This window comes from Streptomyces sp. NPDC085931, from assembly GCF_044540565.1.
In the GTDB taxonomy this organism is placed as follows: domain Bacteria; phylum Actinomycetota; class Actinomycetes; order Streptomycetales; family Streptomycetaceae; genus Streptomyces.
Map to the genome: position 1 here is coordinate 734,472 of NZ_JBITSK010000001.1, position 15,393 is coordinate 749,864.

Sequence of the window (15,393 nt, forward strand, 5' to 3'; positions counted from 1 at the left end):
GGCTTCAGTCACCGGTGAGAGGGTACCCAGGCCTGGTAGAGCCCCTGTAACGCCACCCTCGTCGGGAAACTCAGACTAGTCCACACTCGCATGCCTGTTCGATCCCTCGATGGAGTGAAGTCCACATCACGTTCCCTTCCAGGCATGAACCATTTAGGCTCCGGGCACGTCCTCATGAACAACCGGCAACCCAGCCGGGAGGACCGACCACCGATACGACGCGAAGCCCCGTAAGACACATAGACACGCAATACGGCACATTCGCCGCCAACCGGCAGCAGACAGCCGCCTCGGAAGATTTTTTCGAGGAAAAGCCACGAGCGGGAACGTTTTGGGGCTGGTTGGATGTTGACCCTGGTACGACAGCTCGTCGAGCTAGAGAAGAGGCGACGTGACTACTGTTCTGACCCCTGCGAGCCAGTTGACGGCCGCTGATCGCTGCGACCGCTGCGGCGCCCAGGCGTACCTGCGCGTCGTCCTGCTCAGCGGCGGAGAGCTGCTCTTCTGCGCCCACCACGGGCGCAAGTTCGAGCCGGAACTCAAGAAGATCGCCGCTGAGATACAGGACGAGACGGAGCGACTGACGGCCGCTCCCGCGACCGCCTCCGAAGAAGAGCGCTGACACCTCGCGTCCGACGACGAGCCAGCCCGGCACAGGCCGGAGAACGGGCGGCTGCCCCTCCCAGAGGCAGCCGCCCGTCCTCGTCCCCCGTGCAGCCGCGCGAGTATCGTCGGACGCCTCACACACTTCCCTGCCGGGGTCCGGTCGACCGACCGGCGCCGGTGTGCTGATCGGCACCGGTGTGCTGATCGGCACCGATCAACTGACGGGTGCCGGTCTACTGACGGGTGCCGTTCTACTGCCGGGCCGGGCCCTTTTCCGGGGGTCCGCTTCGGCGCCGGCCGGGCTCTGGCCGGGTTTCGTCCAGCCCTGGTCCGGCGTTCATCCGGCACGGCCCCGGAGGATCACTCCCAGCCGAGCGTCCGCATGATGTCGGACACCCGCATGTACACGCCGGGACTGCCGGCCCTCCCGCAGCCGATCCCCCAGGACACCAGGCCGATCAGCCGCCCCCGAGCGACCAGCGGCCCCCCGCTGTCGCCCTGGCAGGCGTCCCGGCCCCCTTCCTGCTCTCCGGCACACAGCATGCTCCTGGCGTCGTAGGCGCCGTCGGCGCCACCCGGATACGCCTCCTCACAGAGCGCGTCGGGGAGCACGCGCACGCGTGCCGCGCGCAGATCGCTGGGATACTCCCCGGCTCCCGAGACGTCACCCCACCCGTACACCGTCGCGACCTCCCCCGCCGCGTACGCGGGGTCGCCGTGTGCCGCCATGCCGATGACCGAGTCGGCGGGCAGCGGCCGGTCCAGGGTGAGCACGGCGAAGTCGCCGATGTTGCTCACGCCGTCGTAGGCCGGGTTCACCCAGGTGGAACGCACGGCGATCTCCTGGCCACCGCGGTCCGCGAGCAGGTCCGTGCGGCCCGTTATGACCTTGAGGTCCTTCACCCGCTCCGGAGGGCCGCCCAGGACGGCCCGGTCCATGCAGTGCGCCGCCGTGAGCACGGTGGTGCGCCCGACCGCCACGCCGCCGCAGAACTGCCCCGCGCGCGTACCCCCGAACCGGTCACGACTGGACAGGGCCACCGTCCACGGGCTCTGCGACGCATCGACCGGGAACCCGCCTATGACCCCCCGGTCGGCGGCCACAGAGGCGGTGGAACCCGCTGACAGGGCGGTGGCCGCGGCTGCCAGGGCCAGAGGTCGGATCAGGGCTCGGACCAGACGACGCATACGCGCTCCTCACTCCGTGATGTCGGTGAGACACCCAGGGTGATCCACCCGGCGGCGCCCCGCACCCGCGCGCGGCCGCCCCCGCACCCGCGCGGAGCCGGCCCCTCGCGTGAGGGGAGGCAGCACGGCGAAGGCCCGGCCCCCCGAGGGGGAACCGGGCCTCGTGTGTCGTACGACCCCGATCAGTCGAGGTAGTCGCGCAGCACCTGCGAACGGGACGGGTGGCGCAGCTTCGACATCGTCTTGGACTCGATCTGACGGATCCGCTCACGCGTGACGCCGTAGACCTTGCCGATCTCGTCGAGGGTCTTCGGCTGACCGTCGGTGAGACCGAAGCGCATCGAGACGACGCCCGCCTCGCGCTCGGACAAGGTGTCGAGCACGGAGTGCAGCTGCTCCTGGAGGAGCGTGAAGCTGACGGCGTCGGCCGGGACGACCGCCTCGGAGTCCTCGATGAGGTCACCGAACTCGCTGTCGCCGTCCTCGCCGAGCGGCGTGTGCAGCGAGATGGGCTCGCGGCCGTACTTCTGGACCTCGATGACCTTCTCCGGGGTCATGTCGAGCTCCTTGGCCAGCTCCTCCGGCGTGGGCTCGCGGCCCAGGTCCTGGAGCATCTGGCGCTGCACGCGCGCGAGCTTGTTGATGACCTCGACCATGTGCACCGGGATACGGATGGTGCGGGCCTGGTCGGCCATCGCGCGGGTGATCGCCTGACGGATCCACCAGGTGGCGTACGTGGAGAACTTGTAGCCCTTGGTGTAGTCGAACTTCTCGACCGCGCGGATCAGACCGAGGTTGCCCTCCTGGATGAGGTCCAGGAAGAGCATGCCGCGGCCGGTGTAACGCTTGGCCAGGGAGACCACGAGGCGGAGGTTGGCCTCCAGCAGGTGGTTCTTGGCGCGGCGGCCGTCCTCGGCGATGATCTCCAGCTCGCGCTTCAGCTTGGGCGCAAGCTTGTCGGCGTTGGCCAGCTTGTCCTCGGCGAACAGACCGGCCTCGATGCGCTTGGCGAGCTCGACCTCCTGCTCGGCGTTGAGCAGGGGGACCTTGCCGATCTGCTTGAGGTAGTCCTTGACCGGGTCGGCGGTGGCGCCGGCGGCCGCGACCTGCTGCGCGGGCGCGTCGTCCTCGTCCTCGTCGGACAGCACGAAGCCCGCGGCCTCGGTGCCCTCGGGCTCCTCGCCGGCCTTGCCGGGGGCTGCTTCCTCGAGCACCTCCTCCTCGAGGAGCTCGACGTCGTCCTTCTTGGCGCTGGTCTTCTTGGCCGCCGTCTTCTTGGCGGGGGTGGTCTTCTTCGCCGTCGCCTTCTTGGCGGTGGTGGTCTTCTTGGCGGCCGCCTTCTTGGCGGGCGCCTCCTCCTCGGCGGCGGGCTCGGCGGCGGGCGCCGCCGGCGTGGCGCCGGCGGTGGCCTTCCTCGTGGTCACCGCCTTGGCCGCGACCGTCTTGGTGGCGGTGCGCTTGGCGGGACTCTTCGCTGCGACGCTCTTTCGGGTGCGCTTGGGCTCTGCGGCACTGACCATCAGCGTCACACCCTCTTCCTCGAGGATCTGGTTGAGGCTGCGCAGTACGTTCTTCCACTGAGTGGCCGGAATCTGGTCAGCTTCGAAGGCCCGACGCACGTCATCGCCGGCGATCTGCCCCTCAGCCTTTCCCCGCTCAATGAGCGCCATGACAGAGACGGACTCGGCGATCTCCGGCGGGAGCGTACGGGATGTGCTGGCCGACACGAACAACCTCTCGGAACGTTGGAAAACGGCTTCCGGCCCCGTCCACAGGGACAGGAGCCGACCGCCGGCTTGGGGATGGGCCGACGGCGCGGGCGGGGGCCGGGAAGATGCACAGCGCCGTGAACGGCGTCCGTATTCCCTCCGCGGCTGTCACCTCTTAGGTCATCGCGTTCTTCCCACGAGCGTTACGCCCAATCTGCGTGGCCCGAGTCACACCCCGTAAGCGAACAAAAAAGGTCAGGCACACACAAAGGTGGTCACTCCTGACATCGACCCGGCCGCCCCGGTGGTTTCACGGCCCCTTCGCGCCGTCGGACCCCGCGGGATCACCAAGGATCCCACGGGGTCCGACGGGAGGCGGGTCACCGAGCGGGCGTTGCCACAGGAGGGGGGTGGCACACCCGGTCGCGCCGCCCGTGGAACGCGATCAGTGCTCGCGCGGGGCGGGCACCACGCGTTCCACCTCGGGAAGGACCGTGAGGAGTTGCCGCATCGCCGCCTCGGCACCGGCTCCGTCGCCCGTGGCCAGGGCGTCGCAGATGCGGCCGTGGTGAGCCAGCGACGCCTCGTTCGGCCGGTCACAGCCGGTGACCGGACCGCCGGAGACCTGGAGGGCCGCGGAGACGATCCCGGAGAGGTGCTCCAGCATGCGGTTGCCCGCGACCTGGATGAGCAGCGAATGGAACTCGGAGTCGGCGCGGGAGAAGGTGAGCGCATCACCCTGGGCCATCGCGTGCCCCATGATCTCGACCATGTCCACGAGGCGCTGCTGGACGTCCTCACGGCCGTGCCCCGCGGCGAGGCGGGCGGCGAGCGGCTCGATCGTCCAGCGCAGCTCACTGAGCTCACGGCGCTGGTTGTCCCGCTGCGGCCCGAAGGCGCGCCACTCGATGATGTCCGGGTCGAGGAGGTTCCAGTCACTGACGGGGCGCACGCGCGTGCCGACGTTCGGTCGGGCGCTCACCAGACCCTTGGCCTCCAGCACGCGGAGCGACTCGCGCACGACGGTGCGGGAGACCTCGAAGCGCTGGCCGATCTCCTCGGGCACCAGCGGGCGGTCGGCGCCCAGGTCGCCGGAGACGATCATCTGACCCAGCTGCTGAACAAGTTGGCCGTGCAGCCCGCGCCCGCGGCTGCCCGCGGCGCGCCGGCCGACACGGCCCAGCTCCGGGTCCCCGCCGTCCCAGGCAGGGGCGCCGACACGGTCGACGGCGGGCGCCTCGGCGTAGGGGTAGCGGTCGAGTTCGCCCGGGCTCGCGAGGCCGGTGTCAGCAGAGCGGGCGGCGGTCATCATGGTGTGCGCAAGGGTACTCACGCATCCTTTGTCGGCGTCCTCGCCAACTCCCTTGAGGTCTTTGGTGAAAAGCACACGAAAGGGTGATCGCTCACCCCGTCGCAATTGACGCCTTATCGGAAAGAAATGGGCGTTCTGCGGGGAGTTGTGCGCAGGGCCGAACTAAGGGTTACGGACAGTCGTCACCGGAACCGGCTCCGCAGCCCGGTGAGCAGGTAGGCGCAGAGCAGCGCGGCCAGCGACAACGTCAGTGCACCGCCCACGGGTTGGGAGATCATCCGCAGTGCGGCCTCCAGATACCGCTCTCCCCCGAAGGGCCACCTCGGCAGCAGGGTCTCGCGCAGCCGCACCGGAAGCCCGGCAGCGGTCCGCACGGACGGCCCGTTCAGGACCTGGTGTACGACGGGGACGACGAGCAGGGGCACGGCGGCCACGGCGGCGAGACCGGCCGTGGTGGACCGGAAGACTCCCGCGGCCAGCACCCCGGCCCAGGCGCAGCCGACCACCAGCCCGATCCAACTCGCACTGAGCGGAAGCCAGTCGGTGGGAACCTGGGCGAGCTCCCGTCCGTAGACGAGATAGAGCACTTCGGCGTTGCAGCCGACGGTGAGGACGGCCAGCGCCAGCGCCGTGACCGAGGCGACAAGCAGTTTGGCGACCAGCAGCCCCAGCCGGCGGGGCACGGTGCCGCGGTCGGCCGCCAGGGCGGGGTGGCGGAACTCGTCGCCGAAGGCCAGCGCGCCGAGCAGGCCCGCGCCGAGCGCCGCGGGCGGCAGGGGCAGCTCCTGGGGCCACGAGGCCAGCAGGCGCGGCTGCGGGGTGTGCCCGATGCGGGCGAGCACGACGGCGGTCACGGCGGACACGACGAGCACGACGGCCCCGGTGAGGAACCCGGTACCGATCCCGGCGGCCCGCCGGATCTCGTACCGCAGAGGGCGCAGCGGGCTGGGCGCGGGACGGACGGAGATCGGCGGCGGCAGAGGGGGCAGGGCGTCGAGGGTGCGTGCGCCCTTGGCGTCGAGGACGTGCGTGGCACCGGGGCCGAGGGAACGGGCGGTACGGGCTTCGAGGGCACGGCTGGCGCCTTCGTTGAGGGAACGGGTCGTGCCGGCGTCGAGGGAACGGCTGCCGCGGGCGGCGCGGGCTTCTGTGGCGTTCGGCTCCCGGAGGCCGGGGTCGCCGTGCCGGGTGTCCATGCCGTCGGGCGCGGGTGCCCCGACGCCGGGGCCGTCGGCCGGCGCATCCGTGCCGGCGAGCACATCCGGCGACGAGAGCCCTGTCGGCGCGGCCACGGCGCCTTCTCCCGAATGGTCGGGCGAGTCGGCATCGTCGCAGAGCATGACAGGCGCGCCTGCGCGCTGATCCGGTGGCAGGCAAGCCGTCGGCTTCTCGGCCCCTGGCTCCGGGGGCTCGCTGACGGCGGATGGATCCAGCGTGGGACGCCGCGCGGTGATCACCGTGCCGGCGACGGTGCCGGGCCGGGTGGCGAGCGGACTCGGTGTCGCCGTGGCGGCTCCCGCACCGGGCCCCATGTCGCCGATCTCGTCGGCGAGTTGATGGACGACGATGCCGTGACGGAACGCGGTCTCCCCGACCTCCGCGCAGGTACTGCCGTACACGGAAAGGCGGTTGCCGTCCTCGCGTACGACCTCGACCGAGCGCTGCGCGGTACGGGCCTGCTTGGTCAGGAGGGCGGCGAGACGGGCCGCGTGAGGGCTGCGTACGGCGACCCGGGGACGCAGCCGGGTCCGCGAGAACTCCGCGGCCTCCTGGTCGGCCACGACCCTGCCCTGCTCCAGGGTGACGACCCGGTCGGCTGTGCGGGCGGCCTCCTTGGGGTCGGCCGTGGTGAACAGGACCGTGCCGCCCTGCGCGGCGTGGGCCCGCAACATGCCGTGCAGCCAGTCGCTCTCCCGCGTGGAGAGCCCGTCGGCGGGGTCGTCGAGGACGAGGGTGTGCGGGTCGGCCAGCAGGACGCAGGCCAGTCCGAGTCGGCGGTCCATGCCGCGCGAGAGGGTCCCCAGACGCTCCTCGCGCAGGCTCACGAGCCCGACGGCCTCGAGGACTTCGTCGGCACGCCGGACCGGTACTCCCGCCGCGGCGCACAGCATGCGCAGATGACCGCGGACCGTCCGGGCCGGGTGACCCGGTACGTCCCCGAGCAGAGCGCCGACCTCACGTGACGGGTGAGCGATGCGATGCAGGGGCCGACCCCTGAAGTAGGTGATTCCACGGCCCTGTTGAAGCTCCAGCATGAGCCTGAGGACCGTCGTCTTTCCGGCGCCCGGTGCACCGAGCAGCGTGGTGACGCGGCCTGCTCGCGCCTGGAAGGAGACGTCGTCGGCCGCGGGCGGCAGCTCTTTACGGGGGTTGCTGGTCAGTCCGAAGGCCTCGATCACCCGCAGCAAGATAGCGCGCTATGTCCGTTTTTCCGGGCATCCGGCGACCCCTCGCACGGCCTGCCCCGACCCGACAGGGCGACCTCGTCCGGGCCGTGAACGCACCGCGGCCGCACGCGCGTGACCCCGATGCCGGTCGTGACGGTCCGCTCCGGCGATCACACCTCGGGGCGCAGCATCGGGGGGTTGAGCAGGGTCGCCCCTCCCGCGCGGAACAGCTGCGCCGGGCGGCCGCCCTGCCGGGTGGTCGTCCCGCCCGTGGGGACGAGGAAGCCCGGCGTGCCGGTCACCTTGCGGTGGAAGTTGCGCGGGTCGAGCGCCACGCCCCACACCGCTTCGTAGACGCGCCGCAGCTCCCCGACCGTGAACTCGGGCGGGCAGAAAGCCGTGGCCAGCGACGAGTACTCGATCTTCGAACGGGCGCGCTCGACCCCGTCCGCCAGGATCTGCGCGTGGTCGAAGGCCAGCGGCGCGACCGGCTCGGCGTCCCGTCCGTACCCGCCCTGCTGCAGCAGTTCCTCGACCGGAGCCCAGCGGGCGTTGCTGGCGTCACCGCCCGCCCTCGGCGCGGGCAGGTCCGGTGCGAGGGCGAGGTGCGCGACGCTGACGACCCGCATGCGGGGGTCCCGCTTGGGGTCACCGTAGGTTGCGAGCTGCTCCAGATGAGCACCGTTGTCCTGGGCGGGGACGGCGGGGTCGTGGACACGCAGCCCGGTCTCCTCCGCGAGCTCGCGTGCCGCCGCCTGCGCCAGGTCCTCGTCGGCCCGCACGAAACCGCCGGGGAGCGCCCACCGCCCCTGGAACGGCGGTTCGCCCCTGCGTACCGCCAGCGCACACAGGGCATGGCGGCGCACGGTCAGCACGACCAGGTCCACGGTGACGGCGAAGGGCGGAAACGCTGACGGGTCGTAGGGCATGCCGCGATCATAGTCGTCTGCCTGACGATAAACACTCCCTTCGCCGGTCGCTTCGCTTACTGATCCACTTGGGTACGGAATGGGCTCGAGCGTCTCGCCGAGCGTTCCGAAGATGACAGATCCTGGCAGGTCACACCCCCAGTTGCAGTCCGTCGGCCGCCTCTTCGACCATGGCGAGGCCCAGGCGGCTGACCCGCACGGAGAACGGGGCACCGGCCACCCGCAGACCGGTGAAGCCGATCTCGCCGAGGGGTGCGCCGCGCACGGGCCGCAGGGTGACCGTCCCGGCCGGGGCGTCGGGGCGGATGCCGGCGAGCGTGGTCAGCAGCAGCACTCCGGCGGCTGCCGCGGTGGCCGCCGGACGGCAGGCCGCCGGGTGCGGGAGCGGTGCGCCGCCCTCGGCGCGCTGCTCCCCCGCGTACATCTCGGGCAGGCGGTGGTCGAAGGTCGCGGCGGCCGCGAGGGCGCCGCGCAGCAGCGACGCCGCCTCCTTCTCGTAGTCGGCGGCGGCCAGTCCCGCGACGGCGAGGGCCGTCTCCTGAACCCGTACGGCCCCGGCGCGGTGCCCGAACGGGTTGAAACCCCGTTCCTTCGCACCGAGTCCCCGCAGGCCCCACCCCGAGTCCATGGCCGGACTGCCGAGCAACCGGGCGAGGTGGTCGGTCTGCACTTTGTCGAGCAGCCCCGGCGCCATGACTCCCCCGCCCAGCAGACCGGTGTCGAGAAGGTGGGCCGCGGCCGAGCTGAGGTGCGGCACGAGCCTGCCGTCCGGCGTGCGGGCCACCGCAGGTCTTCCGCCTCCCAGGTCGTCCACCCAGAAGTCCTTCCTGAACGCGGTCCTCAGGGCCTGTGCCCACTGTCTGAGCCCGTCCCCGCCCGTGCGTCCGCAGGCCTCGAGCAGGTCGGCGCCGAGCAGCGCGGCCCGGTGAGCGTGTGCCTGTGTCTCGCAGCGGGTGAGACCGCGGGAGTGCGGGTCGCGCAGGTACGGGTCGTCCCCCACCGCGGCCCGCAGCCAGTTCAGGCACCGTTCGGCGGCGGGCAGCAGGGCCTCCGTCTCCTGCTCGGGGAGACCCCAGCGGCGGGCTTCGGCGAGCAGGACCGGGAAGAGCAGCGTGGCCTCGGTGCCGGTGCAGTGCGGCGGCAGGAGGGGGCCGGCGTCCCGTCTCGGGCCGGGGATCATCCCGGACTGCGTTCCTGGGCCGGTGAGTTGGGTGCGGGCGAGGATGCGCAGTGTCCCCGCGGCCAAGCCCGTGCCCAGGGGCAGGACCATGCGGGCGGCGACGAGCGCATCGGCCGGGGCCATCCCGCAGCGCCAGGGTGCTCCTGCCGCGAGATGGGTGTCGGTGGGGTGGGCAGGGTCCCGCAGCAGCAGGGCCTGGAGGTCCTGGATGCTCGTCCGCAGCAGGGCGGCGGCTGTGGGATCGTCGCCCTCCGCGTGTGCCGGGGCCAGAGGGCTGGTCGCCGCGCGGCCGACTGCTCGGAGCGGACCCGCGCCGTCCGGCCGCACCCGCAGTTCCACGCTTCTGCTGCCGCCCGGCGGCAGGTCCAGCTCCCAGCGCAACAGCCCGGCCGAGGCGAGGGCGTCCGAGGGAGGCGGCTCGGCCGTGACGGACGCGTTGCCGGTGGCGCAGGACCAGCGCAGGCCCGAGTCATGGACGCTGGGGGCGAGTTCCGGACCCGCGTTGCCGGAGGCGATCGCTCCGAGGTCGGCGAGGTCCGAGCCCAGGGCCACTTCGACGGGCAGGCGCAGCGGACGGGAAGCCGCGCTGTGCAGGGTGATGCGCTCGGTGCCGTCCGCGTAGCGGTTGCGTTCCACCACCACGTCCGGGTCCGGTCCCGCCTGCGGGGACGTGCGGAGCGTGCCCACGAAACGAGCGCGGTCGGCGGCAATCATCCGGGCCTGCACCGCCAGGGGCTCCCGTCCGGCCACACGGATCTCGCATCGGGAGAGCACGCGTCGGCCGGCACGGTAGAAGCCCTCCAGCCCCCGCCCGGTCAGCTGCCCCGCCTCCGTCGAGATGGCCAGGCCGGGAAGGGCGACACAGATCATCGCCGTGTGGGCGGGCGGCAGGTCGGCGGACCAGCGCAGTCCGGGGATGGTGGCTCCCCGGGGAGGTGGCGCTTGGCCCGTGGGTGTCGGGGCCCGGCCCTGGGGCGATGGCGGCGAGAGAGGCGAGCGCGAGCCGTATGCCTGAGCGGAAGCGGATCGAGGGTCCGGCTCCCTCCAGCGGGAGGACGGCCGTCCCGGTCCCGCCACAGCGGGCGGGACCCGGTCCGGACCCGTAGGAGGTGAGCCGTGGGCAGCGCCGCCGGGGAATCGGGGCCCGAAGCCGTCCGCCTGGGCCGCTGCGCGTGGGGGTGCGCCGGCCACACCTGGCGACGGGGTGCCTGGCCCGGCCTGCACCTCGGACGCCGGCTCGGATTCGGCGGGGGGCATCGGGATGCCCGGGGCGCTGTGGCGGTCGTCGGCGGCGGAGGGCGGAGTCGGCTGATGCATGGGAAGGCTTCCTCTGCGCTCGGTGCGCCTCGATCGGGTTCGGCGCCGGAGGGCTCCGACGGGGCAGGGGCAGTGCGGCGTCGCGGCCGGTCCGGGCGTTCCGCCACTCAGGTGAACGGTGGGGACGTCATCGGAGTCACGCCCGCGCCCCGGCCCCTTCCACGCCCGGGTCGCCCGGGAGGCGCGGAGGGGCCGCGCGGCCCGGGTGGCGCGGAAGGTCTGGACGGCCCGGGTGGCCCGGGTCGCCCAGGTGACCCGGCTGGCGCGGAGGGCCCAGGTGGCCCGGGTGACCCGGCTTGCGCGGAGGGCCCAGGTGGCCCGGGTGACCCGGCCGGCGCGGAGGGCCCGGGTGGCCCAGGTGGCCCGGGTAGCCCGAGTCGCCCAGGTGGCCCGGGTGCTCACTCCTCTCCCTCCGTGCTCCGGTCGGGACGGGTGGCCTCCTGTCCCATGTCCCTGCTGGGCAGGACCGCTTCGTGCGACCCACGCGTGCCGTCCACACGCGCGGTCCCGGGTCGCCCGCCGTTCCGCGACGCCGCCCGGCCGGGGCGCGTGACAGCGTCGGCAGCGCCCGCAGGGCGCGGAAGGCCCGTCGGCGTACGCCGGTGGGACGCTCCTGCGGAACGTGGGCGGCGACGGCGGCGAAGGTGCGCCGTACTGGGTGAAGGGACTGAATGGGCCCGGGACGGCACTTCTTCCGTCTCCGAAGCATCCGCTCCTGCCTCCGCATCGACCACCTGGGCTTCCGTAGCGGCCGATCCCGTTGCCCTTGCCCCACCGGCCGCTTCAAGCACCGAGCCCGCCTCCCCCGCCGGCAGGCCCTCGGCCCGATCAGCGACTTCCGGAGCCTCAGCCCGTGCCCGCCCGCGTCCCGCCCGCTCTGCCCGCTCTGCCCGCTCCGACCGCTCCGCCCGCTCCGCCCGCAGGCAACGGCGGATCGACTCCGGTTCGAGCCCTTCGTTGCAGGCTTGGTGCAGGAGACGGGCGAAGAGGTAGTCGGGATCCGCGCCCAAGGCCATGGCCAGGGCTTCTCGCGCTTCCAGCTCGTCACCGGTCGACCATGCGACCCAGCCGGCGAGGGTGAGTGGCGCGGCGGCATGTTCCCCGTAGGGACCCACGCAGCGGCGGGCCAGGGTCCGCCAGAGGCGCAGGGCGAGTGCGGCCTCGTCGCCCTCCATCCACTCGGCCACCCGGTCACGGGTCGACCGGTCCTGGAGACCGAGGATCAGCCGCGCGGCCTCCTCGTGCCCGATCAGTTCGTCGTCACGGAGGTCCGCCAGGAGCGTGCCGGAGACGGGCTCCGCCCCTGCCAGGCGGTCCAGCATCATCCGTGCCAGCTCGAGCGTCTCGTCGGCGACCTCGGCGCGTCCTGCCTCGTCCAGGATGCGAGGGACGAGCGCCATGCTCGCGGTGTCCAGAGCGGTCTCCTGATCGAGGGCCGCGGCGATCTCCCAGGGCTGGAGGCGGGTTCGCAGCTCCTTGAGCGTGCCGCGGACCTGGATGCCGGCATAGGCGGCCGCGGCGGCGAGCACGGAGGTGCCGGGCAGCCCCATGGGCGCTCCCTCGGGGGAGCAGCAGACCGGGTTGTCACAGCAGTACGACCAGTAGCGTCCCTCCGAGATGCACAGGGCTTCCACGACCACCACGTCGAGTGAACCGCACTCGACACGCAGCCGCTGGGCCAGGGGCCTCAGCCTCTCCATGACCTCGCGCCCGGTCCGGCCCTTCTCCGGCTCCTGGCACAGGAAGGCCACCATCGACTGGGGCCGGGCTCCTCTGCGTTCGCTGCCTTTCACCAGGCCGTGCGCCAGTTGCCGGGCGGCGGAGGGCCAGTCGTCCTCGTGGGCGGGGATGCCGAGCCGGGCCCGGCCCCCGAACCGGCCTCGGCCGTCCTTGTCGTGCAGGGCGACGAGGACGATGCTGTCCTCCGGCCGGTACCCGAGCAGGTAGGGCAGGGCGTCGGCCAGTTCGGCCGGGGTGCGCAGGGTGACCTGGTGCTCGCCGCCGTGACTGCCGTATGCCTGGCCGGGGACAGGCGTTCCACCCGGGTGGTCGGCTGGCATCTCCTGTCCAGTCCCCTGTGCGCTTTCCCGTCCACTCCCCTGCCCGCTTGCCTGTCCCCTCCCAGGCTCGCTTGCCTGTCCGCTCCCAGGCCCGCTTACCCCTCCGCCGCCCTGTCCGCCTTCCCGTCCGCTGCCCCGTCCGTCCGCTGCGGGAGCACGATGTGCACCGGACACCCCGATGTCGCCGTTTTCGGAGGGTCCAGTCGTTTCGCCGTGGTTCGTCATGCGAGGACGATCTCGCGAAATACAAGATTCCGCTTTGCCCTGTGGATAACCTCGATCAGGGACACGTCATAGGGCACGACGCGAGCGCCGCTGTCCACAGGCACCGCGCCCGCTGTCACCGCCGTCCTGTTGTATGGGACGCATGGAGCACACGAGCAACGCGGATCTCCGGGCGGCGGCCGACGCCGTCCTCACCCGTCTCGTCGGGGACGAATCGGGAGCGGCCCGGCTGCGTGAGGATCAGTGGCGGGCGATCGAGGCGCTGGTCGCCGACAGACGCCGGGCCCTGGTCGTCCAGCGCACGGGATGGGGCAAGTCCGCGGTGTACTTCGTGGCGACCTCGCTGTTGCGGGCGCAGGGCAGCGGTCCGACCGTGATCGTGTCACCGCTGCTCGCGCTCATGCGGAACCAGGTCGAGGCGGCGGCCCGGGCCGGCATCCACGCCCGCACCATCAACTCCTCCAACACCGAGGAGTGGGAAGCCGTGCAGGACGAGATCGCCGCGGGCGCGGTCGACGTCCTGCTGGTCAGCCCCGAGCGGCTCAACAACCCGGACTTCCGGGACCAGGTGCTGCCCAGGCTCGCCGCCGCCACCGGGCTGCTGGTCGTGGACGAGGCGCACTGCATCTCCGACTGGGGCCACGACTTCCGGCCGGACTACCGCCGGCTGCGCACCATGCTCGCCGACCTGCCGCCCGGTGTGCCGGTGCTCGCGACCACCGCCACGGCCAACGCGCGCGTGACGGCCGACGTCGCCGAACAGCTCGGCACGGGTGGCGGCTCGGACGCCCTGGTGCTGCGAGGGCCGCTGGACCGGGACAGTCTGAGTCTGAGCGTGCTGCGGCTGCCGGACGCCGCGCACCGGATGGCGTGGCTCGCCGAGCACCTCGACGACCTGCCGGGCTCGGGCATCATCTACACGCTCACCGTGGCCGCCGCCGAGGAGGTCACCGCCTTCCTCCGGCAGCGCGGACACACGGTCGCGTCGTACACCGGCAAGACGGAGAACGCCGATCGCCAGCAGGCCGAGGAGGACCTGCTCGCCAACAAGGTGAAGGCACTGGTCGCCACCTCGGCGCTCGGCATGGGCTTCGACAAGCCCGACCTGGGTTTCGTGGTGCATCTCGGCTCGCCCTCCTCCCCCATCGCCTACTACCAGCAGGTGGGGCGCGCGGGCCGTGGTGTCGCGCACGCCGAGGTGCTCCTGCTGCCGGGCAAGGAGGACGAGGCGATCTGGAAGTACTTCGCGTCGCTCGCCTTCCCATCGGAGGACCTGGTGCGCCGCACGCTCGACGTCCTCGCCCGCGCGGAGAAGCCGCTGTCACTGCCCGCGCTGGAGCCTCTGGTCGAGCTGCGCCGCTCCCGTCTGGAGACGATGCTCAAGGTCCTGGACGTGGACGGCGCGGTCAAGCGGGTCAAGGGCGGCTGGATCGCGACCGGGCAGCCGTGGACGTACGACGCGGAGCGGTACGCGTGGGTGGCGCGTCAACGCGAGGCCGAACAGCAGGCCATGCGCGCGTACGCGTCGACGACGGACTGCCGCATGGAGTTCCTGCAGCGCCAACTGGATGACGAGGCAGCGAAGCCGTGCGGCCGCTGCGACAACTGCGCGGGACCGCGCTTCACCGCCGACACGTCAGTGGAGGCGCTCGACGCCGCGCGCGTGGACCTGGGACGCGCGGGCGTGGAGGTGGAACCCCGGCGGATGTGGCCGACCGGCCTGCCCGCGATCGGCGTGGAACTCAAGGGCCGCATCCCGGCCGGCGAACAGGCCGCCCCGGGACGGGCGTTGGGGCGCCTGTCGGACATCGGCTGGGGCAACCGGCTCCGACCCCTGCTAGCGCCCCAGGCACCCGACGAGCCGGTACCGGACGACGTGGCGAAGGCCGTGGTGGACGTGCTGGCCGACTGGGCCAGGGGCCCCGGCGGCTGGGCCTCGGGGTCTTCGGACGCCCCACCGCGCCCGGTCGGCGTGGTCACCGTGGCGTCCCGCACCCGACCCCGGTTGATCCACTCCCTCGGCACGCGTATCGCGGAGGTCGGCCGGCTGCCCCTCCTGGGCGCGGTCGAGTACACGGGCGACACGCACCCGGGTCCCCGCAGCAACAGTGCCCAACGGCTGAAGGCGCTCGACGGGACCCTGACCGTGCCGGACGCTCTGGCCTCCGCCCTCGCCGAGGCACAGGGCCCGGTGCTCCTCGTGGACGACTACACGGAGACCGGCTGGACCCTCGCGGTCGCTGCCCGCCTGCTCCGACGCTCCGGCGCCCCAGGGGTGTTGCCGTTGGTGCTGGCCGTGCAGGGCTGACGAAGCCGCCCGTCCTCGCCGTGGGCGCGGGGCGCCGGTCCCGTGCCTCCTGCCGCACGCTACTGGACGACCCACGCCCGCGTGGCGTACGAACGTGTCGTGGTCGAACGCCCCATGGGTGGCTCGGCGGCACACCGGGTGGGGATATTAGCCGCACATCACCTGATAACGG

General features: G+C 72.5%; 9 protein-coding genes. 2 read left to right on the top strand and 7 right to left on the bottom strand.

Going from position 1 to position 15,393, the window contains the following annotated elements; translation table 11 throughout:
* Positions 1-391 precede the first annotated feature (391 nt).
* Complete coding sequence (locus ACIGAN_RS03090; protein WP_094053871.1) at positions 392-622, top strand: DUF7455 domain-containing protein; 231 nt, start codon at positions 392-394, stop codon at positions 620-622.
* A 344-nt stretch (positions 623-966) separates the two neighbouring features.
* Here the strand turns inward: ACIGAN_RS03090 and ACIGAN_RS03095 are convergent, their stop codons facing one another.
* From ACIGAN_RS03095 to ACIGAN_RS03125, 7 genes are all read right to left on the bottom strand, one after another.
* A complete protein-coding gene (locus ACIGAN_RS03095; RefSeq protein ID WP_399854572.1) occupies positions 967-1,794 on the bottom strand; it encodes a S1 family serine peptidase in 828 nt (275 codons plus the stop codon).
* A gap of 182 nt (positions 1,795-1,976) precedes the next feature.
* Positions 1,977-3,521, bottom strand: a complete 1,545-nt coding sequence (locus ACIGAN_RS03100) for an RNA polymerase sigma factor (RefSeq protein ID WP_399854573.1) — start codon at positions 3,519-3,521, stop codon at positions 1,977-1,979.
* Between the two features lie 427 nt (positions 3,522-3,948).
* On the bottom strand, positions 3,949-4,836 hold the full coding sequence (locus tag ACIGAN_RS03105) for a FadR/GntR family transcriptional regulator (protein ID WP_365093724.1): 888 nt from the start codon (positions 4,834-4,836) through the stop codon (positions 3,949-3,951).
* A gap of 161 nt (positions 4,837-4,997) precedes the next feature.
* Positions 4,998-7,214: an ATP-binding cassette domain-containing protein gene (locus ACIGAN_RS03110; protein ID WP_399854574.1), complete on the bottom strand. Its 2,217-nt coding sequence runs from the start codon at positions 7,212-7,214 to the stop codon at positions 4,998-5,000.
* Between the two features lie 158 nt (positions 7,215-7,372).
* Complete coding sequence (locus ACIGAN_RS03115; protein WP_184589838.1) at positions 7,373-8,131, bottom strand: NUDIX hydrolase; 759 nt, start codon at positions 8,129-8,131, stop codon at positions 7,373-7,375.
* 130 nt (positions 8,132-8,261) lie between these two features.
* Positions 8,262-10,181: a glycogen debranching N-terminal domain-containing protein gene (locus ACIGAN_RS03120; protein WP_399854575.1), complete on the bottom strand. Its 1,920-nt coding sequence runs from the start codon at positions 10,179-10,181 to the stop codon at positions 8,262-8,264.
* A gap of 845 nt (positions 10,182-11,026) precedes the next feature.
* A complete protein-coding gene (locus ACIGAN_RS03125; protein ID WP_399854576.1) occupies positions 11,027-12,913 on the bottom strand; it encodes a DUF4192 domain-containing protein in 1,887 nt (628 codons plus the stop codon).
* A 142-nt stretch (positions 12,914-13,055) separates the two neighbouring features.
* On the opposite strand from ACIGAN_RS03125, the gene ACIGAN_RS03130 reads away from it, so the two are divergent.
* Entirely contained in the window at positions 13,056-15,221 is a 2,166-nt protein-coding gene (locus ACIGAN_RS03130; RefSeq protein ID WP_399854577.1) for a RecQ family ATP-dependent DNA helicase, read from the top strand.
* Positions 15,222-15,393 lie beyond the last annotated feature (172 nt).